The organism is Micromonospora sp. FIMYZ51 (genome assembly GCF_038246755.1).
GTDB lineage: Bacteria > Actinomycetota > Actinomycetes > Mycobacteriales > Micromonosporaceae > Micromonospora.
In genome coordinates, this window is record NZ_CP134706.1 from 2760671 (window position 1) to 2778882 (window position 18212).

19 protein-coding genes are annotated in these 18212 nt (G+C 69.8%); 15 read left to right on the forward strand and 4 right to left on the reverse strand.

Features of this window, described 5'->3' with window-relative positions:
* The first annotated feature begins 24 nt into the window (after positions 1–24).
* From QQG74_RS13155 to QQG74_RS13170, 4 genes are all read left to right on the forward strand, one after another.
* Positions 25–1248, forward strand: coding sequence for a cytochrome P450 (locus tag QQG74_RS13155; RefSeq protein WP_341720555.1), 1224 nt, complete (start codon positions 25–27; stop codon positions 1246–1248).
* A gap of 10 nt (positions 1249–1258) precedes the next feature.
* A complete protein-coding gene (locus QQG74_RS13160) occupies positions 1259–2023 on the forward strand; it encodes an alpha/beta fold hydrolase (protein ID WP_341720556.1) in 765 nt (254 codons plus the stop codon).
* Between the two features lie 110 nt (positions 2024–2133).
* Positions 2134–2730 (forward strand): hypothetical protein, encoded by a 597-nt coding sequence (locus tag QQG74_RS13165; RefSeq protein WP_341720557.1) that lies wholly within the window; start codon positions 2134–2136, stop codon positions 2728–2730.
* Entirely contained in the window at positions 2727–3302 is a 576-nt protein-coding gene (locus tag QQG74_RS13170; protein WP_341720558.1) for a copper resistance CopC family protein, read from the forward strand. The genes QQG74_RS13165 and QQG74_RS13170 overlap by 4 nt, the downstream gene beginning before the upstream one ends.
* Here the strand turns inward: QQG74_RS13170 and QQG74_RS13175 are convergent.
* Together QQG74_RS13175 and QQG74_RS13180 are read right to left on the reverse strand one after the other, a co-directional pair.
* Positions 3276–4472, reverse strand: a complete 1197-nt coding sequence (locus QQG74_RS13175) for an SDR family NAD(P)-dependent oxidoreductase (protein WP_341720559.1) — start codon at positions 4470–4472, stop codon at positions 3276–3278. The two genes, QQG74_RS13170 and QQG74_RS13175, sit on opposite strands and share 27 nt — an antisense overlap.
* On the reverse strand, positions 4469–5737 hold the full coding sequence (locus QQG74_RS13180; RefSeq protein WP_341720560.1) for an AarF/UbiB family protein: 1269 nt from the start codon (positions 5735–5737) through the stop codon (positions 4469–4471). Before QQG74_RS13180 ends, QQG74_RS13175 begins: the two co-directional genes overlap by 4 nt.
* Before the next feature lie 133 nt (positions 5738–5870).
* Between QQG74_RS13180 and QQG74_RS13185 the strand changes: the two genes are divergently transcribed.
* The 11 genes from QQG74_RS13185 to QQG74_RS13235 all read left to right on the forward strand — a co-directional run bounded on the left by QQG74_RS13185 (position 5871) and on the right by QQG74_RS13235 (position 16868).
* A complete protein-coding gene (locus QQG74_RS13185; protein WP_341720561.1) occupies positions 5871–7187 on the forward strand; it encodes a HEAT repeat domain-containing protein in 1317 nt (438 codons plus the stop codon).
* 98 nt (positions 7188–7285) lie between these two features.
* The gene (locus QQG74_RS13190) at positions 7286–7930 is read left to right on the forward strand and encodes a DUF6073 family protein (RefSeq protein ID WP_341720562.1); all 645 of its coding nucleotides are present in this window, start codon (positions 7286–7288) and stop codon (positions 7928–7930) included.
* A gap of 92 nt (positions 7931–8022) precedes the next feature.
* Positions 8023–8868 carry an SRPBCC domain-containing protein gene (locus QQG74_RS13195; protein WP_341720563.1) on the forward strand — a complete coding sequence of 282 codons (846 nt, stop codon included), beginning with the start codon at positions 8023–8025 and terminating at the stop codon, positions 8866–8868.
* Between the two features lie 68 nt (positions 8869–8936).
* Positions 8937–9647, forward strand: coding sequence for a winged helix-turn-helix transcriptional regulator (locus tag QQG74_RS13200; RefSeq protein ID WP_341720564.1), 711 nt, complete (start codon positions 8937–8939; stop codon positions 9645–9647).
* Positions 9648–9690: 43 nt separating this feature from the next.
* Complete coding sequence (locus QQG74_RS13205) at positions 9691–10158, forward strand: YdeI/OmpD-associated family protein (RefSeq protein ID WP_341720565.1); 468 nt, start codon at positions 9691–9693, stop codon at positions 10156–10158.
* A gap of 240 nt (positions 10159–10398) precedes the next feature.
* Positions 10399–11445: an SRPBCC family protein gene (locus QQG74_RS13210; RefSeq protein ID WP_341720566.1), complete on the forward strand. Its 1047-nt coding sequence runs from the start codon at positions 10399–10401 to the stop codon at positions 11443–11445.
* A 29-nt stretch (positions 11446–11474) separates the two neighbouring features.
* Positions 11475–12722: a cytochrome P450 gene (locus tag QQG74_RS13215; protein ID WP_341720567.1), complete on the forward strand. Its 1248-nt coding sequence runs from the start codon at positions 11475–11477 to the stop codon at positions 12720–12722.
* A 70-nt stretch (positions 12723–12792) separates the two neighbouring features.
* A complete protein-coding gene (locus tag QQG74_RS13220) occupies positions 12793–13800 on the forward strand; it encodes an ATP-binding cassette domain-containing protein (protein ID WP_341720568.1) in 1008 nt (335 codons plus the stop codon).
* Positions 13797–14645 (forward strand): ABC transporter permease, encoded by an 849-nt coding sequence (locus QQG74_RS13225; protein WP_341720569.1) that lies wholly within the window; start codon positions 13797–13799, stop codon positions 14643–14645. The genes QQG74_RS13220 and QQG74_RS13225 overlap by 4 nt, the downstream gene beginning before the upstream one ends.
* A 52-nt stretch (positions 14646–14697) precedes the next feature.
* Entirely contained in the window at positions 14698–15459 is a 762-nt protein-coding gene (locus QQG74_RS13230; RefSeq protein ID WP_341720570.1) for a sulfotransferase family protein, read from the forward strand.
* Between the two features lie 92 nt (positions 15460–15551).
* Positions 15552–16868, forward strand: a complete 1317-nt coding sequence (locus QQG74_RS13235; protein WP_341720571.1) for an alkyl sulfatase dimerization domain-containing protein — start codon at positions 15552–15554, stop codon at positions 16866–16868.
* A 71-nt stretch (positions 16869–16939) separates the two neighbouring features.
* Here the strand turns inward: QQG74_RS13235 and QQG74_RS13240 are convergent, their stop codons facing one another.
* Both QQG74_RS13240 and QQG74_RS13245 read right to left on the reverse strand, forming a co-directional pair.
* A complete protein-coding gene (locus QQG74_RS13240; protein ID WP_341720572.1) occupies positions 16940–17329 on the reverse strand; it encodes a VOC family protein in 390 nt (129 codons plus the stop codon).
* Positions 17330–17433: 104 nt separating this feature from the next.
* Positions 17434–18144: a hypothetical protein gene (locus tag QQG74_RS13245; protein WP_341720573.1), complete on the reverse strand. Its 711-nt coding sequence runs from the start codon at positions 18142–18144 to the stop codon at positions 17434–17436.
* Positions 18145–18212: the final 68 nt, after the last annotated feature.

The following is an 18212-nucleotide window of genomic DNA, read 5'->3' on the forward strand; positions in this document are numbered from 1 at the left end:
CATCCCGAAGGAGACCGGCAAGCGATGACCACCGTGCCGCAGGACCCCCCGCTGTTCTTCTACCCGTTCACGCCGGAATTCATGGAGGATCCGTTCGCGCACTACGCGCAGCTGCGTCGCCATGCGCCGGTGCACGAGCACCCGGGCGGCTTCTGGATGCTCTCCCGCTACGACGACGTGTCGGCGCTGCTGCGGTCGGGGCTCTCCGTCGAGCAGCGCAAGGTCGGCCCCGGGCGCTTCCGCGACGCGTACGCCGAGGCGGGGGTGACCGATGCGCCCCGGCTGAAGGGCCTGGCCCTGCTCGACCGCGACCCACCGGACCACACCCGCCTGCGCAGGTTGGTCACCCAGGCGTTCACGCCGCGGGCGATCAACGCCCTCGAGCCGATGATTCGAGGACTTGTGAACGAGTCGCTCGACGACATCGCGGCGGCCGGCGGTGGTGACCTGGTCGAGGCACTGGCGTTCCCGCTGCCGTTCTCGGTGATCACCCGGATGCTGGGGATGCCGCCGATCGACACCGCGCACATGCGGATGCTCACCACCCTGCTCATGCGCTCGGTCGAGCTGACCACCGATCCGGAGGTGATGCGGGTCGTCGAGGCCGCCGACGCGGAGATCTTCGCGCTGGTCAGTGAGGCCGTCGCCGGCAAGCGGCAGAAGCCGGGCGACGATCTGCTCACCGCGCTCATCGCGGCCGAGGAGAGCGGCGACAAACTCACCCACGACGAGCTGGTCGCCCAGGTCACCATGCTCTACGTGGCGGGGTACGAGACAAGCGTGAACATGATCTCCGGGGGTGCCCTGGCGCTGCTGCGTAACCCGGACCAGATGGCTGTGCTGCGGGCCCGGCCCGAACTGGGCGCCAACGCGGTGGAGGAGACGCTGCGCTACGACCCGCCGGTGCACACCAGCCGGCGCGTGACGGTGGAGCCGTACCAGGTCGGCGGTTACGAGATCCCTGCCGGCTCGTTCATCCTGGCCAACCTGGCCGGCGCCAACCGCGACGAGGAGTTCTGGGGGCCGGACGCGGAACAGCTGAGGCTGGAGCGGGCGAACGCGCGCAAGCATCTCTCCTTCGGCGGCGGCATCCACCACTGCCTTGGCGCGACGCTGGCCCGGCTGGAAGGCCGGGTGGCGCTCGTCGAACTGGTGCGCCGCTTCCCCGGACTTGAGCTGTCCGGCAAGGTCGAATGGAACGGCCTGCGCAGCCTGCGTGGAGCGGCCCGACTCCCGGTGCGGGTGTGAGCAGATGAGCATGACGAACACGCAGACGGACCGGTGGCTGCGTACCTTCGGCGCACCGGTGCCCAGTGAATCGCCCGTCCGGCTGCTGTGCCTGCCGCACGCCGGTGGCAGCGCCAGCTTCTACGCGCCGCTGGCCGAGGCGCTGCGCGGACGGATGTCGGTCGCGGCACTTCAGTATCCGGGGCGGCAGGACCGATTCGGTGAGCCGTGCCCGGACTCGATCCAGGAGTTGGCCGACGCGGCTGTCGCGGCGCTCGGCGAGACGGTGCAACGGCCGTTCGCCCTGTTCGGCCACAGCATGGGCGGGGTGGTCGCGTACGAGATGGCTGCCCGGTTGCAGGCCGCCGGGCAGTCGCCGACGGCGCTGTTCGTGTCCGGCACGGCCGGCCCGCTGGCCTCGCGTGACATGGGCACCCACCTGCTGGCCGACGAGCCGTTCAGCAACGAACTGGTCCGCCTCGGGGCCACCGACCGGGAGCTGCTGACGGGGGAGATGCGCGATGTCGTACTGCCGATGATCCGGGCGGACTACCGGGCCATCGAGACGTATCGCTGCACCCGGCCGCACACGCTGGCCTGCCCGTTGACGGCGCTGGTGGGCAGGGACGATCCGTACGTCACCCGGCAGGAGGCCGCCCGCTGGCGGGTGCACACCACCGGCGGGTTCACCATGCGGGTCTTCCCTGGTGGACACTTCTACCTCCAGGAGCGGTTCGACCGGGTCGCCGCCGCGATCGGTGCGGAGATCGGGGCCAGCGCGTCGGCGGGGAGTTGACAAACGCCGGCAACCGGCGCGGCCGAGGAAGGCAATCTCGAAGAACCTTCTCCAGCCGGTGACCCCTAGTTTTGGCTTGAACGCGCTGGGTCAACGAGGAGGTCGGAAAGATGGCGGCTGCGCAGGGTTCCCGAGGCAGACTTATCGCGACACTCAACGCCCAGCACCACCGTACGGCGCTGGGTCTGTACCTCGTGCTGGTGGTGGCGCACTGGGCCGAACACCTCGTCCAGGCGTACCAGATCTGGGTGCTGGGGTGGGCGCGCCCACAGGCCCAGGGGCTGCTGGGGGCCCAGTTCCCGTGGCTGGTGACCTCGGAGTGGCTGCACTACGGGTACGCGCTGGTGATGCTCGTCGGCCTGATCCTGCTGCGACCTGGCTTCGTGGGGCGCGCCCGCCTCTGGTGGACCGTCGCCCTGGCGATCCAGTTCTGGCACCACATCGAACACCTGCTGCTGCTGCTTCAGGCACAGACCGGTCACTTCCTCTTCGGCGCCGCAGCCCCGACGAGTGTCCTTCAGGTGCTCTATCCGCGGGTGGAGCTGCATCTCTTCTACAACTCGGTGGTGTTCATCCCAATGGTGATCGCGATGTACCGGCACCTGCGGCCCAGTCCGGCCGAGGAGGCGGAGATGATTTGCCGGTGCGCTGGTGACGCAGGATCCGCGCGTCTTCAGGCGCCGGGGCGGGCGCGGCAGAGCGCATGATCCGTTGGCGGCGCCCGGCGTCCGTCATCGGCGGCACCGCGCTGGCGATCGTGCTGGTGTTCGCCGCTTCGGGCGCGCTCAGGGCCGACTCCGGCGAGGTGTCGACCGAGCCGGTCGACGGTGCAGTGCTGACGGTCGCGCCGTCGGCCGTCGTCCTCACCTTCGCGCAGCACCCCGAGGCGGCGGAGTCGCATGTGGTGGTCAGGGATGGGGCCGGTAGGTCAGTGACGACCACTGAGGAGCTGAGTGTCGCCGGCCGGACGGTCGTCCGGCCGGTGGTGATCTCGGACGCCGGGGACTACACGGCGGCGTACCACGTGCGGTTTGACGACGGTGGACAGGCCAGCGGAACGGTACGGTTCAGTGTCGGCACGGGGGTGCCACCGCGCGGTGCCGAAGCGGCTGCGGAGCGCATGGGGCAGGCCGCTGCGACGCACCAGCACGGCGTCGATCCGGTGGGCGCCACGCTGCTGGTGGTCGACGGCGCGGTGGTGCTGGTGGTCGTCCTGTTGCTGCTGCTGCGTCCGCGCCGTCGCGCAGCCGGTTCACCCGGTTCGTTGCCCGGTCAGTAGCAGGCGGGTGGTGGTACCCGGCGTGGCCGGCAGCCGCAGCAGCGCATCGAGCGCTGCCGTGCCGGGGCCGACCGGGACCGGCGCCATGCCCATCCGGCGGGCCGCGGCGACGGCGCCGGGTGTGCCATGGGCCATCCCCGCGCCGCTCCACAGGGACCATTCGGCCACCACCACCGCGGCCCGGGGCAGGTCGGCGGCGTGACGCTCGGCCGTCCGGCGCAGCAGCTCGTTGGCCAGCGCGTAGGCGCCGAGGCTGCGGTGCGGACGTTCGGCGGTGATCGAGCCGTACACCACGACCTGACGCAGCGCCGGTTGCGGCAGGGCCTCGATCACGTTGCGCAGCCCGTCCGATTTGACCCGCTGCAAGGTGTGCAGGGTGGATGGTGTCATCGCGGCCACCGGCCCGCCGCGCAACAGCCCCGCGCAGTGCACGAGCACGGTCGGCACCGCAGCGGTGACTCCGTCGAGTGCGCGGCGCAGCCGGGGGCCGTCCGTCACGTCGGCGCGGACCAGCGTGACCCCGCCGACGGCGAGGCGGGTGAGATGTCGTCGTGCCGCCGGGCCCAGTTCGCCCGGGTCGGCCGTGTCCACCAGGATCGGGTGCAGTCCGCGCCGGCAGGCCAACACGGCGGCGGCGCGCAGACCCAGACCGCCGAGCCCACCGGTGACGAGCACCGAGCCCGGATGCGACTCGACCTCCTCGGCGGGCAGCGCACACGTGCGCCACGCGGTGCTGGTGAACCGGCCGTGGTCGTCGACGTGCAGCTCCGCGTCGAGCGGGTCGCCCGCAGCCGCGGCCACCGCCGCCCGTACGGCTGCGGGGGAGCCACGGCCGGTCAGCTCCACCACGACGACGGACAACCGGGGATCCTCGACGGCCGCGGCCCGCAGGAGGCTGCCGCCGCCGGCACCCAGGTGCAGCAGCGCCAGCCGGCCGCCGTGGCTGCCGGCCCGGGTCACGGCGGTGAGCAGGCGGGCGTTGTCGGCCGGCCGGAACCGGCGGCCGAGCAGCACCGCCGTCGCGGCTGGCGCGGCGGAGTCCGACGTCGCGTGCAGGGCGGCGGCGGCCGGGTGTCCTGCCGGGCCGATCACGGTCCACCGGTACGGGCGGGTGGCGCGCGGCGCCGCCACTGGCACCTCGTGCGGTGCCCGCACCTCCAGCGCCCTCATCGGAGCACTGCGAGCAGCGTGGGAATGGCCTCGGCCTGGAAATCGACGTCCACGTCGAACTCGTTGATCATCCCTTCCAGCACCAGGAGCGACATCAGCGGGAAGACGAACTCCGGCGCTGCCGCGATGCCAGAGCGGCGTTGCAGGTCGAACAGCCGGGTGGCGAACGGCCCCAGCCGGAACTGCCCGGCGGTCCTGCGGTGGGTGCTCTCCACCAACTCGCGTACGCCGGACCGGAAGGCGGCCAGGTCACAGGAGGCGGGCACGTGTTCGGCACTGCGCAGCACCACCTCGGCGGCCTGCTCGCCGCGACCGAGCGACATGTTGAGGAAGAACTCGGCGAACAGCCGGCGCACCTGGGGGTCCAACTGGACCACGAAACCGGCGTCGAGCAGCACCACGTCGGCGTCGCTGAGGTACAGGTTGCCGGGGTGCATGTCGCAGTGCACCAGCCCGTCGACGAAGAGCATGCGGTACACACCCTGGAGGACCTGCCGGACGATCTGCCGGCGCTGCTCACGGGTCAGCTCGCCGGGCCGGAACCTGCGCAGGCCGGGTATCCACTCCATCACCAGCACGTCGTCGCGGCTCAGCTCGGGCAGCGGCGCGGGGATCCGGAACGACGACACGTCGGCCAGGTTGCGGCGCAGCGTGGCCAGTGCGACCGCCTCCTGGGCGAGGTCGAGTTGTTGCAGTACCGCGGCCGACACGTGGCGCACCATCCGGCACATCGGAACCCGGTGCAGCCCCGGCAGCCGTTGCGCCAGACGGGCTCCGGCGCCGAGCAGTTCGAAGTCGGTGCGCATCCGTGGACCGATGCCGGGTCGGCGGACCTTTACCGCGACCGGGGTGTCGTCGGGCAGCCAGGCCTGGTAGACCGATGCGATGCTGCCGCTGCCGGCGGGTTCCTCGGCGATGCGGGCGAACGGGCTGCCGCCCGGGTACGCGAGGGCCAGCGTGGTCCGCGCCGTGTGTGCCGACATCGGGGCCACCCGGTCGTGCAGTTGGCGCAACTGCTCGCGCCGCCGCTCGGAGAGCACGTCCGTGCGGGTGCTCAGCAGCTGACCACCCTTGACGAAGGTCGGGCCGAGCCGGGTGAGTAGTTCGATCAGGCCCGGCTCGCGGTGCGGTCGACGGGCCAGCCGGCGTCCGGTGGTGGCGACCAGGTGGCCGCCGGTGATGCCTGCCCAGGCGCCCGCGCGTAGCGCCATGGTGAGGCGCGACGAACGCGGGACGCGCTCCAGCGGTGGGACGGTCTGGATCATTGTCGGCACCTCCCAATCGCTATCGAAATATACAGCGCCCACCGGGAATGGAAAGGTGTGAGAAGTTGCCCGCTTTAGATTGACGTAGCGTCTGTTCCGTTGGTCCTCGTGGATCCGATGGAGGGAAGACGACATGGCGATCGACCTATGCAACAAGTCCCCCGTGTCCGCGAACGGTGAGGTCCGTTCGTGGGACCCGATGGCATCCCCACAGCCGGCGCTGCTCGAGGACCTCGGTGCTGAGCAGCGGGACGCGCTCAATTTCGCGTACCGCACCACGCTGAGCAACGTGGATCCCCGGCTCGTGGCGGGTGACCCGGCGGCCTGGGCGAGTGACTTCGGGTACGCCCTGAACCGGGTGGCGATCCGGCTCGACAACCGGACCAACGACGAGCTTCGGCACCAGGCGCTGCACCACCCCGACCCGGCGATGCGCGAGCAGGCGCTGTTCGAGTACGCCGACCGGGACCACGCGGACGCCATCGAGTTGCTCGAGCAGGCGGTTCGCCACGACACGAACCGCGAGGTCCGCTGGGACGCACTCTGGGCCATCGAGAAGCTGGGCGGTCCGGAGGCCATCGCGGTGCTGGGGAAGTTCCTCGACGACGCCGACCCGGAGATCGCCGAGTGGGCCAAGCTGTTCATCAGCGAGTTGCAGACCGGCGACCCCTCGTTCGACGGTCGCAACGCGCTCTACACCCCCGGACGCACGTTCGACGAGACGATCTACCTGTTGATCCACTGCGACCTGTACGTGCGGCTCGACGAGAGCAACACCCACTGGGGCAAGATCTCGCTGGCGCCGCAGGGGCTCGCCCGGATCTACGGCCAGGCCCACGCCTGCCCCAACGTGGCCACCCGCGAGCGCCAGTTGGTGATCGCCAAGACCATCTCCGGCCTGCACAAGGACGGCTCGCCGCACTGCGACAACTACCTGTTCCGAGGCTTCACCGACCGGACCCGCCGGGACCGCGGCAACTTCTTCTTCGAGTCGCTGGTGCCCCGGACGTTCTTCAAGTCCGGCCGGGCCGACGATCCGAGCCAGGGCACCCGCCAGGCGAACATCGGCTTCGCCCGGTACGGCACCTGGCACCTGGAGCCGAGGTTCCAGGTCCGCGAGGAGGCGGCGATCCGCTACGTGCGCGGTCGCTTCCAGGGCTGGGGACACGTCAACCTGTCCCGCATCGCCGGCCGGTCGCTGGAGGAGATTCTCACCCCCGGCAACGGCGTGCTGTCGACCCTGCACGACCCGGAGGTGGGCCCGATGACCAACGCGTTCATCCTCGGCACCTTCAAGGGCAAGCTGAACGACTGGGACGGCGACGGCCTCATCGACCTGAACTCGCGCGACGTCTACTCGACGGTCGACGGTGACATCGACTCCGACCAGGACGGAGTGGCCGACCGGCCCGGCCTGACCTGCTGCGACCACACCACCCTGATGCCCTGACGAACCTTCCCCGTCCGTTCGCCGGTGGTGACGACGCTTTATTTCTCGTTTCGAGCTGGGCGGCTCTGGCCGCGCCGATACCGCAGGAGGAAAACACCATGACGACTCCCACCACGAAGCCCTCCGTGATCTACGGTCGGCCGGTGACCACCGACGGCGTTCCGAACCGCTACGCCGGCACCCCGGTGCAGCCGTGGACCCCGCCGGTCCCGGGCATCGACAACCTCGGGATCACGTCCGTCGACACGTTCGCCGTACCCGGCGTCGGCGAGTACACCGTGCCGTTCGACGGCTACGTCCGGGTGGTTCGCTCGGAGCCCACCTCGGACGAGTGGGCGACGGCCGAGGTCTACACCAACCTCATCGAGATGAAGATGACCGGTTCGTGCGAGGAACTCGGTGAGATCACCGTGACGCTGAACCCGGACTGCCTGTCCACCGGCCAGATCCGTACCCCGTTCGACCCGTACGCCGGTGAGGGACCCGCAGCGAAGGCGTGCCGGATGGCGGTCGGGGCGATCTTCGACATGCCGAAGCTGGGCCTCAAGCTGATGAACAAGGAACCGATCATCCTGACCATCGACGACGTGCGGCAGATCCCGCCGGCCGGTTCCCCGGGCAAGGGCCAGATCTACCGCATGCTGCCGCTGCACGACACCCGGTACCCGGACAAGGAGCCGGTCGCGTACGTGACCAGCCTCAGGTTCACCATGGGCGGCTACCTCGCCAAGGACGCGATGTAGCAAGCGCACTGCGGGCCGGGACGATCCGTCGTCCCGGCCCGCACCGGCCCGGATACCCCGCTGCCGAGCACGAGATCGTCGGAGGTGTCGAGGTGGACGACGTTCAGCCGGTGGCCGCCGCCGACCCGGTCCGGGTCGACGTCGTGCTGTCGGCCACCGTGGCGCAGGTGTGGGTCGCGCTCACCGACGGGGCACGGCTGGCGGCGTGGTTCGGCACGCCGCGCGGGCCCTGGGTGCCCGGGTCGACCTGGCGTGTCGAGTTCGGCGACGGTGACTTCTTCCAGGTGACGCCGCGGCATGTGGTTCCCGACCGACGGATCGAGTTCGACTGGTCGTTTCTCGGCGTCGGTCCGGTGCAGCGGGTGGTCTGGGAGGTGACGCCGATCGCCGACCGGACCCGGGTCACGGTGCAGGACGCCGATCCCGCCCGGTCGCCGGCCGAGCTGCACCAGATGCGTGCCGGCTGGACGGACTTCCTCCAGCGGCTCTCCGGACATCTGCGTACCGGCCGGCCGACCCGGTACGACTGGCGGGAGGAGATCGACGGGGCCGTGGACATCGCGGCCGGCTGGGCGCCGCTGCACCTGGATGTGGTGTACCGGTGGCTGCCGGTCGCCAGCGACGGCTTCCGGCCGAGTTGGTTCTTCGTCATCGACGACGACGGCCCGCGCCGGTTCGAGGTGGTCAACTGGCGGCCGGATGGTGCGCGGATCGAGTTCGGGGTCCGGATCCCGGGCGCCGTGCGGACCACGGTCGCCGAGCTGTCCGTGGAAACCCTGGCCGACCGGCAACGCCTGCGGTTCAGCCATCGTGGCTGGCGCGGCCTCGGCCTGTCCGACGTGCGGGCCCGGGCGCTGCGCAGCCGGTTCGCCGCCACCTGGACCGAGGCGCTGGAGCAGGCCCGTCAGCTCGGTCGCAGCATCGTCGCGGAGCACTGATAACTCGTCGCGACCTGGCCGGCATGCAATACTCAAGCAATGGGCAGCTGCCGGATGATCGGACGCGGGTGACCATGGAGCGCAAGAAACGGAGTTACGACCAGCAGTGCGCCTTGGCGTACGCGCTGGACGTGGTGGGTGAGCGGTGGACGCTGCTCATCATTCGTGAACTCCTGCACGGACCCCGCCGTTACCGAGAGTTACTCGACGCGCTGCCTGGCATCGGCACCAACCTGCTGGCGGCCCGACTGGCCTCGCTCGTCGACGCCGGTGTGCTGGCACCCACCGAACCGCGCCGCCGCACCGGCGGATACATGCTGACCGACCTTGGGCGCTCCCTGCACGAACCAATTCTCGGGTTGTCCCGCTTCGGGATGGCCCACACGACGCTGCACGGGGCCCGTCCCGGTGCGACGGTCCGCGCCTCCTGGGCCGTGCTGGCGATCGAGGCCATGGTCGATGCTGAACGGGCGCCGGAGGTCGACGAGACCTACCAGTTCGAGGTGGACGCGGAAACGTTCCATGTGCAGGTGAGCGCCGGGCAGGTTGAGGTCCGGTCTGGTCCGGCGGTCGACCCGACGCTCACGGTACGGGCCGACGCGAACAGCTTCTTCCGGGTCGGCATGCGTCAGTTGGACCCGATCGAGGCCCTGGTCAGCGGTGCCGTGGCGGTGGAGGGCGTGCCGGCGGCCGTCACCCGCTGCCTGCGCCTGATCGGGCTGATGAACGACGTCGCCACGCCCGGACGCTCCGCCGCGCTCGGGCCAGCTACCGCCTGACCAGGGAAGACGGTGCGAGTCGGTCCGCGCAGAGGAGACCCGGATGAGTGAGACGTTCCACGGCACCCTGGTGTGCGAGCAGGTTGGCGCCTGGACGTACGTGACCGTGCCCGACGAGGTCGCCGCCCGGCTCGGCGACCGGGCCAGGGTTCCGGTGACCGGGCACGTCGAGGATGCCTCGTTCACGGGCTCGATGATGACCGGGCCGAACGGCGTGCGGTACATCGTGGTCAACAAGGCCGTCCGGGAGGCGGCCGGCGTCGCGGCGGGTGACACGGTACGGGTGACGCTCGCGCCGGACGCCGCGACCCGCACCGTCGAGGTGCCGGACGACCTCGCCGCCGCGTTGGCCGACGCCCCGGCGGCCGGTGAGTTCTTCGAGACGCTGTCGTACTCGCGTACCAAGGAGTACGTCAGCTGGATCACGGGCGCCAAGCGACCGGAGACCCGTGCCCGTCGGGTCGCCCAGGCGGTGGAACTCCTCGCGGCCGGTCGGGTGCTGAAGGGCTGACGGCAGCTTTCGACTCCGGTGCGGCGCTGCGCAAGTTGCGAGAAGCGCCCCCATCCGCAGGTCCCCTAGCATCGGCGGTACGACACGAGGCCGCGAACGGCGGCCGTGCACGGCGCATCGGGCTCATGCGGACGCGCCCCGGGGCGTCGACACCTGCGCGACGGACGAGGCGGCGATGCATGCTGCCCGTGATCCGACGCGCCCGGCTGACGGCAGCGACGACGCACACCAGGAGGCACAGTGTCTGTCGAATCGATCGAACGCAACGGGTCGCAGCCGACACCGGAAGCGCCCTGGCCGGACTTCGCCGAGTTGGAGCCACCACGCATCGTCGACGCCTTTCCGCCGCTGAACGCCGTGCAGGCACGCTCCATCGTGCAGGACCGCTGGGAGCGGTTGGTGGCCGTGACCGAGGTGCCGATGTCGATCGACCGGGTGTGGCAGGCCCTGACGACGCCCGACGAGATCCGCCACTGGCTGGCCCGGTGTCGCGGCTCGCTCACCGAGATCGACAGCGACGTGCTGCTCGACTTCGAGGACGGCGAGTTCTTCCACTGCCGGCCCGTCGTCGCCGAGGCACCGCAGAACGACCGTGCCGTGCTCAAGTACTTCTGGCGGTGGGTCGGGGTCGGACCCGCCACGCGGGTGATCTGGGAGCTGGACACGACGTCGTCCGGGGGCACGAAGATCACCGCCACCGAGGAGGCGCTGAACTCGCCGTCGGACTGGCGCAGTTGGAACGGCAACGGCTGGCCGGGCATCCTGGACCAGCTCGCCGGCTACCTGCGTACGGGCACGACCTGGCGGTGGCCGTGGCGGCGGATGGGCCCGTACGTGCAGATCGAACTGGAGGCGACGCCCTACGACGCGTGGGAACTGCTGAGCAAGACCGAGTCGCTGCGCTACTGGTTGCAGCGCCGGTTCGGCTCGTTCACCACCGGCGACAAGCTCACCCTGATCATGGGTGACGCCAGCGGTGTGGTGGAGATGACGGTGCACCGCCATGTGGAGCCGAACCAGCAGTTCCCGTCCTACCTGCCGTGGCTGGAGTTCGGACTGAAGCGGGCGTCCTGGCCGGTGGAGCTGAACGGCAAGCTCTACATCGAACCGGCAGGCGTCAACCGCAGTCTCTTCCAGATCTTCGTGGACAACTGGGAGAACCTCCCCACCGAGTTGCAGCGGGAGGAGCGGGAGATCATCTGTGGCTTCTTCCGCGACTCGATGGTCCGTGCGCAGAACCTGACCTCACCCCGGCCCACCCCCTCCCACCCGCACGGCTGGTCCTGACCCGCGCCGCCCGACAGGAGACGACTGCCATGACGCTTTCCGAGCGTGCCATGGAGGAGACCCCCGACGCCCTGATCCAACTGATGTCACCGGCCGCCGTCGAGGACCCGTACCCGATCTACGCGCGCCTGCGGGAGACGGCACCGGTCTACCCGAGCCAGTTCGGCGCGTACCTCGTCTCCCGGTACGCCGACGTGGAGTTCGTGTTGAAGCATCCGGACCTCTTCCCGGGCGCCCGCCCGGAGGCGATGGCCGAGATGTTTCCGCAGGCCGTCGAGCACGAGGCGTACGACGTGCTGGTCAGCTCGCTGGTCGGCAGCAATCCGCCGAAACACACCCGGCTGCGGCAGCTGATCGGGCGCGGCTTCACCAGCCGGCGGGTCGCCCACCTGCAAACGTCGATGGAGCTGTGGTCGGACCGGCTGCTGGCCGGCGTGACCGAGCGGCTGAACGACGGCGAGACGGTGGATCTGCACTCGACGGTGTCGGTGCCCATGCCGATGCACATGATCTCGGACCTCATCGGGATCCCGGAGCCCGACCGGGAGCGGCTGGCGGAGCAGGTGCCGGAGATGATGAACGTGGTCGATCCGGCGGCCACCCCCGACGCGGTGCGCCGCGCGGACGACGCGTTCCGCGAACTCGGCGAGTACTTCGACGTACTCATTGAGCAGCGACGTCGGGACCCCCGCGACGACCTGGTCTCCGCACTGGTGTCGGCGCGCGACGACGGCGAGGGCCGGCTCAACGACGCAGAACTGCGCAACCTGCTCTTCACGCTCTGGTCGGCCGGGTTCGAGACGACGGCGACGGCGATCGACAACGCCGTCCTGCTGCTGCTCGCCGATCCCGCGCGCGGTGCCTGGCTGGACAGCGAGGACGGCACCCGCAGGTTCGTCGAGGAGACGCTGCGCTACGAGCCGTCCGTGCAGGTGGCGCCCGGCCTGCGGTTCGCCGCCGAGCCGGTGGTGCTGGCTGACACGCCCATCCCGCAGGGCGCGCAGGTGCGGCTGTTGATCGGCGCGGCCAACCGGGATCCGGCCGCATATCCCGATCCTGACGTCTTCGACCCGAGGCGCTCCGGACCGGCGCCGCTGAGCTTCGGCGCGGGAATCCACTACTGCCTCGGCGCCGGCCTGGCCAAACTGGAGATCGGTGTGCTGCTGAACCGGCTGCACCGCACGATGCCCGGCCTGGTCCTGGCCGGGCCGCCGGTGCGGCGTCGCACGGTGCCGCTGCGCGACTTCGTCTCGGTGCCGGTAAAGCTCGCTCGATAGCGGTCCTCCGCTTGCCTGAAACGCCGATTCCACGCTGGATTATTGTGTAGCGAGTGGTAGGGTCATCGACATGGTTTATGCGATCAGGGCGCACAACCTCACCAAGAAACTAGGTAAAAAAGAGGTACTTCACGCCCTCTCCCTGGAAGCTCCGGCGGGGACGGTGGTCGGGCTGCTCGGTCCCAACGGCGCTGGTAAGACCACCACCGTCCGGATCCTGTCGACGCTGTTGCCGGCCGACTCCGGTCGAGTGGAGATCTGCGGCATCGACGCCTCCGCGCAGCCTGGCCGGATTCGCGGCCTGATCGGGCTGACCGGTCAGTTCGCCGCTGTCGACCAGGTGCTGACCGGCCGGGAGAACGTGGAGCTCGTTGCGCGCCTGTATCGCATCGGCCGCACCGAGGCGCGTCGACGCACCACCGAGGTGCTCGCCCGGTTCGGTCTGGACGAGGTCGCCGGCCGGCCGGTCAAGACCTACTCCGGGGGCATGCGGCGGCGACTCGACCTGGCGACCAGCATCCTCATGCGCCCGCAGGTGCTCTTCCTGGACGAGCCGACGACCGGCCTCGACCTGGAGTCGCGGCTCGGCCTCTGGGCCGAGATCGAGATGCTCGTCCGCGACGGCACCACCGTGCTGCTGACCACCCAGTACCTGGACGAGGCCGACCGGCTCGCCTCGTCGATCACGGTGCTGGACCACGGGCGGACGGTGGCCCAGGGCACCCCCACCGAGCTGAAGTCTCAGGTCGGTGGCGACCGGGTGGAGTTCGTGCTCGCCGACCCGGCCCAGATCGAGACGGCGGTCGCCACGCTGCGCACGGTGGGCGAGCGCGAACCGGTGGTCGACCGGTCGTTGGCGCAGGTCACCGTGCGCCTCGGCGGCGACATCGCCGCGGTGGCGGAGATGCTGCGCCGGCTGCGCGACGCCGATGTTCAGGTCGTGACGCACGTGGTGCGGCAGCCCACCCTGGACGACGTCTTCCTGGCGCTGACCGGCAGTCGGGCGGCGACCGCTGCGGAAGAGGAGCCCGCGCAGCGGAACGGACGGCGCACCGCCGGGATGGGAGCGGACAAGTGACGATCGACGAATCGCTGGCACGCCAGGACGTGCGCGGCCCGCAGGTCGGCCACGAGGCGGGCCCCCGCCGCGGCCCGGGCTGGTTCCTCAACGACGTGGCCCTGCTGACCGGGCGCAACCTCAAGCACATCCGCCGCCGGCCCGACCAGCTGATGGCCGCGATCCTTCAGCCGATGATGTTCTTCATCCTGTTCACGTACGTCTTCGGCGGCGCCATCTCGGTACCCGGCGGCGACTACAAGCAGTTCGTGCTGCCGGGCGTGTTCGGTCAGATCGTGGTCTTCGGTGGCATCGCGGGCATGTGTGTCGGCATCGCCGAGGACCTGCGCAACGGCATGATGGACCGGTTCCGCTCGCTGCCGATGAGCAGCAGCGCCGTGCTCCTCGGCCGGACCGTGGCCGAGCTGCTGCGCAACCTGGTCGCGCTGATCGTCACCGGCGCGGTGGGCTACGCGTTCGGTTTCCGCCTGCACGGCACGTTCCTGCAAACCCTGGCCGGCATCGGTGTGCTGCTGCTGTTCGGCTTCGCGCTCTGCTGGGTGCTGGCCATCGTGGGCATCACCGCCTCCAGCGCGGAAGGTGCCCAGACGACCGCGATGCCGTGGATGTTCCTGTTCGGATTTGTCAGCTCCGCCTTCGTGCCGTCCGAGTCGATGCCCGGCTGGTTGCGGCCCTTCAGCGACAACAGCCCGGTCACGTTGACCATCAACTCCGCCCGGGACTACTTCAACGGGGTGTCACCCGGTGGCGACGCCGCGGCCTCCGTGGTGTGGTCGATCGGGCTGCTGGTGGTGTTCGTGCCGATCGCCACGCTCCTGTTCCGCAAGGCATCGGCGAGAACCTGACGGCGAGGTACCGGTCGACGTCGGGCGCACACTGCGACGAGGAGGTACGGGCATGGAGGTGATCGGCGTCGGCTTCGGGCGTACCGGCACGGCCTCGCTCAAGCAGGCCCTGGACATCCTGGGTTACGGTCCGACCTACCACACCCGGGAGATCCTGAAGGACCCCGGGCGCCTGGCCGGCTGGCGGCGCGCCGTGGATGGCGAACCGGTGGACTGGAATGCCATCTTCGACGGTTACCGCTCCACGGTCGACTGGCCTGCGGCGGCGTTCTGGCGTGAACTCGTGGACCGCTATCCCGAGGCAAAAATCATTCTTACCGTACGCGATCCGGTGCAGTGGCACCGATCGTGCATGCGCACCATTTTCATGGCCTATCGGCAAGGCCGGGTGAGCCGCACGATGGTGGCCTTGATGCAGATTCCGCTGCGTCTCGCCGACCGTCGTCTTGCGGCCTTCAACCCCATTTTCGACGGCGTGTTCCGACGGCATTTCGGCGACGGGCCGATCCACGACGAGAAGTATGCCGTCGAGGTGTTCGAAAAGCACGTCCGGGACGTGATCGACACGGTCCCGGCGGAAAAACTCCTGGTTTACCGACCAGCGGAAGGATGGCCGACCTTGTGTAAATTCCTTGGGGTGGGCGTGCCCATCGTCGCCTTCCCACACGACAACGACCAACAGGCATTCCAGCAGCAGAGCCGCCTCCACGTGACCCGGGCCCTCGGCCGGGTGGTCACCGAGCCGGTGCGGCGGTTCGGCAACTGGGTTTCCCGACGCCGGGATCGGGACAAGGCGGCCGGTCAGCTTCGCTGACCGGCCGCGTCCGTCGGGCGGGCGCCCGCACAGCACCGACGGCGTCTCGGGTCGGTCCGCCCTGCCCTCGTCACGGTCATGGAGGCATCGCGGTGGACAAGGAACTCGAGGACTACGCCGACCGTGTCTGGCGCGGCGATGAGCAACTGTTCGCCTACTTCAAGGGCGAACTCCGCAAGGACGGGTTGCGCCGCATCGCCGACGGCGTGTGGATGTGGCCGGCGACCGGCAACGTGTACGTGTTCGAGACGGGTGACGGCCTGGCGCTGTTCGACACCGGTGATCGCAACACGGCACCGGGCCTGCACGCCGCGGTCCGGGCGCGGACCGCGGCACCGGTGGTGGCCGCCGTCTACTCGCACGGGCACATCGATCACGTGCTCGGCCTGTCACCCTTCGACGCGGAGGCGGCCGAGCGGGCCGATCCGGCCATCGTGGTCGTCGCGCACGAGGCGGTCTGCGATCGCTTCGCCCGATATCGGCTGACCGGTGGCTACAACGCCGTGGTCAACCAGCGGCAGTTCCGGGCACCCGGCATCACCTGGCCGACGACGTACCGCGAGCCCGATCGGACCTACCGTGACGAGATGACGCTGCGCGTCGGTGAGCTGACGATGGAGCTGCGGCACGGCCGTGGCGAGACGGACGACGCCACCATCGGCTGGATTCCGCAGCGCCGCATCCTGTGCTGCGGCGACTTCTACGCCTGGAACGCGCCAAACGCCGGCAACCCACAGAAGGTGCAGCGCTACGTCAGTGATTGGGCCACCGCACTGCGCGCGATGGCCGACCTCGGTGCCGAGGTGCTGCTCCCGGGACACGGCGTGCCGATCGTCGGTGCCGATCGCATCCGGGAGACCCTGCTCGGCTCTGCCACGGTACTGACCGTGCTGCACGACGGTGTCGTGGCGCGTATGAACGAGGGGCAGAGCCTCGATGAGATCCTGCACGCCGGCCTCGTCACCCAGGAGGTCGCCGAGCTGCTTGGACGCCCGTGGCTGCGCCCCAGCTATGACGATCCGGAGTTCATCATCCGCAACGTGTGGCGTAGGTACGGCGGTTGGTACGACGGTGATCCGTCCGCGTTGAAACCGGCGCCGCGCGCCGCCTTGGCGATCGAGTTGGCCGGGCTCGTCGGTGGCGCGCGGCGGCTGGCGGACCGAGCGGTCGAGCTGGCCGGGGCGGGGGACCTCGCCCTCGCCGGGCACCTGGTGGAGTGGGCGGCGTTGAGTTCGCCGGACGACCCTGATGTGCAGCGGATGCGTGCGCAGGTGTTCGGTGCCCTGGAAGCTGCGGCTCCGTCGCTGATGGCCCGGGGAATCTACGGGTGGGCGGTGGCGGAGTCCCAGGCCAGGGCCGACGGCTCCGATCCCTGGTCGACGATGCGCGGCGGGCGTTGGGCACCGTGACCCGCGCTTGCTGACCCGACTGCGGGGCGGTGGATACTTCACACCGCCCCGCTGTGCAGCACCGTCTGGGGTCAGCCGGCGGGCTCCTCGACGATCATGACGCCGTTGCCGTCCGGGTCCTCCATGGAGAAGAAGGCGCCCCAGGGTGCCTCGAACGGCGGCGAGGGCTCCAGGCCCTTCTCGGTCAGCTCGCCGTGCAACTCCTTGGCGTCGGTGCACGCGACGGAGATGTGCTGGGCGCCCGGGCGGAGGCCACCGACGCCCCAGGTGGCGAGGACGATGGTGGCGCCGCCGTTCGGCGCGGCGAGCTGGAGCCAGCGCAAACCTGGCTCCGGCGGCATTTCGTCGGGAGTCATCTCGTGGTCATTCGTGACCGTGAAGCCGAGCTTCTCGTAGAAATCCTTCGCCTTGTCCTGATCCGTGACCGGAATCGTGATCAGGGTGATGTGGCTGATTCCCATAAAGCCTCCCAACTGCGACACAACGGAAAATGCCCGCTCAGCATATCGGAGTTGGATCGCGCGCACACCGCGCCGCGCGTGATGGCCGATGAAACATCAGCTACTCAGTGGACGTCTGCCATTTCCCGGCGCAGCGTGTCGGCCGCGTTTCCGGTACGGATCTCGCACACCCGCACCAGCGTGTCGTACGCGACCAGGGCGCCGCGAACGGTCTCGTTGTAGAGATCCTGTGCGGCCACACCGAGATCACGCATCGGCTGCATGAACATCATGAAGAACGCGTTGAAGTCGTACCCGTTGAGGATCTCCTCGCCGAGCGGCTCCATCCGCTGGAGCAGTTGCACCCTGACCCGCAGCTTGCGCAGGCACGCGATGCGCGCCTGGGCCATGCCGGCGAATCCGCCCTCACCGAGCTGGACGAGCCGGTTCTCGTAGCACTCGTCGCGGCCCCTGGCCAGGGCGGTCGCGGCGTAGCCCTGAAGCTCCACGTACTCCGTGACCGCCCGGTCGATGCGCTCGACCGTGCCGTCGAGGGCCCGGAACGTCCGCGAGTAGGTTTTGAGCACGTTCGCCATCTGCGAGCTGACCGCCGCCCGGTCGAATGTGCCGTCGGGCCCGACCGCGCCGGCCGAGGCCTCCACGACATACCGCACCGTGTCGTCCAGGCTGGCCAGCGCGTCCATGCAGTCACGAACCGAGCGGAGCGTCTCGCCGGTCGCGACCGCGTCCGACACCAGCCCCTTGACGATGTCCGCGGTGTCGGCTGCGGCGTAGTTGGTGGGGGGACATTCGTTGTGCAGACCCAGCACGCCCACTGCATTCTCCCATCACGTGGTGATCGAGCTCTGAATCCGACCCTAGGCGCGCTTACCGGCCGGACGCT

Bases quoted from the DNA above. Each gene is read 5' to 3' on its own strand.
- QQG74_RS13185 (WP_341720561.1), top strand. From the start codon at position 5,871: ATGGCGATCGACCTATGCAACAAGTCCCCCGTGTCCGCGAACGGTGAG.
- QQG74_RS13160 (WP_341720556.1), top strand. From the start codon at position 1,259: ATGACGAACACGCAGACGGACCGGTGGCTGCGTACCTTCGGCGCACCG.
- QQG74_RS13155 (WP_341720555.1), top strand. From the start codon at position 25: ATGACCACCGTGCCGCAGGACCCCCCGCTGTTCTTCTACCCGTTCACG.
- QQG74_RS13205 (WP_341720565.1), top strand. From the start codon at position 9,691: ATGAGTGAGACGTTCCACGGCACCCTGGTGTGCGAGCAGGTTGGCGCC.
- QQG74_RS13190 (WP_341720562.1), top strand. From the start codon at position 7,286: ATGACGACTCCCACCACGAAGCCCTCCGTGATCTACGGTCGGCCGGTG.
- QQG74_RS13170 (WP_341720558.1), top strand. From the start codon at position 2,727: ATGATCCGTTGGCGGCGCCCGGCGTCCGTCATCGGCGGCACCGCGCTG.
- QQG74_RS13175 (WP_341720559.1), bottom strand. From the start codon at position 4,472: ATGAGGGCGCTGGAGGTGCGGGCACCGCACGAGGTGCCAGTGGCGGCG.
- QQG74_RS13230 (WP_341720570.1), top strand. From the start codon at position 14,698: ATGGAGGTGATCGGCGTCGGCTTCGGGCGTACCGGCACGGCCTCGCTC.
- QQG74_RS13220 (WP_341720568.1), top strand. From the start codon at position 12,793: ATGGTTTATGCGATCAGGGCGCACAACCTCACCAAGAAACTAGGTAAA.
- QQG74_RS13240 (WP_341720572.1), bottom strand. From the start codon at position 17,329: ATGGGAATCAGCCACATCACCCTGATCACGATTCCGGTCACGGATCAG.
- QQG74_RS13180 (WP_341720560.1), bottom strand. From the start codon at position 5,737: ATGATCCAGACCGTCCCACCGCTGGAGCGCGTCCCGCGTTCGTCGCGC.
- QQG74_RS13165 (WP_341720557.1), top strand. From the start codon at position 2,134: ATGGCGGCTGCGCAGGGTTCCCGAGGCAGACTTATCGCGACACTCAAC.
- QQG74_RS13215 (WP_341720567.1), top strand. From the start codon at position 11,475: ATGACGCTTTCCGAGCGTGCCATGGAGGAGACCCCCGACGCCCTGATC.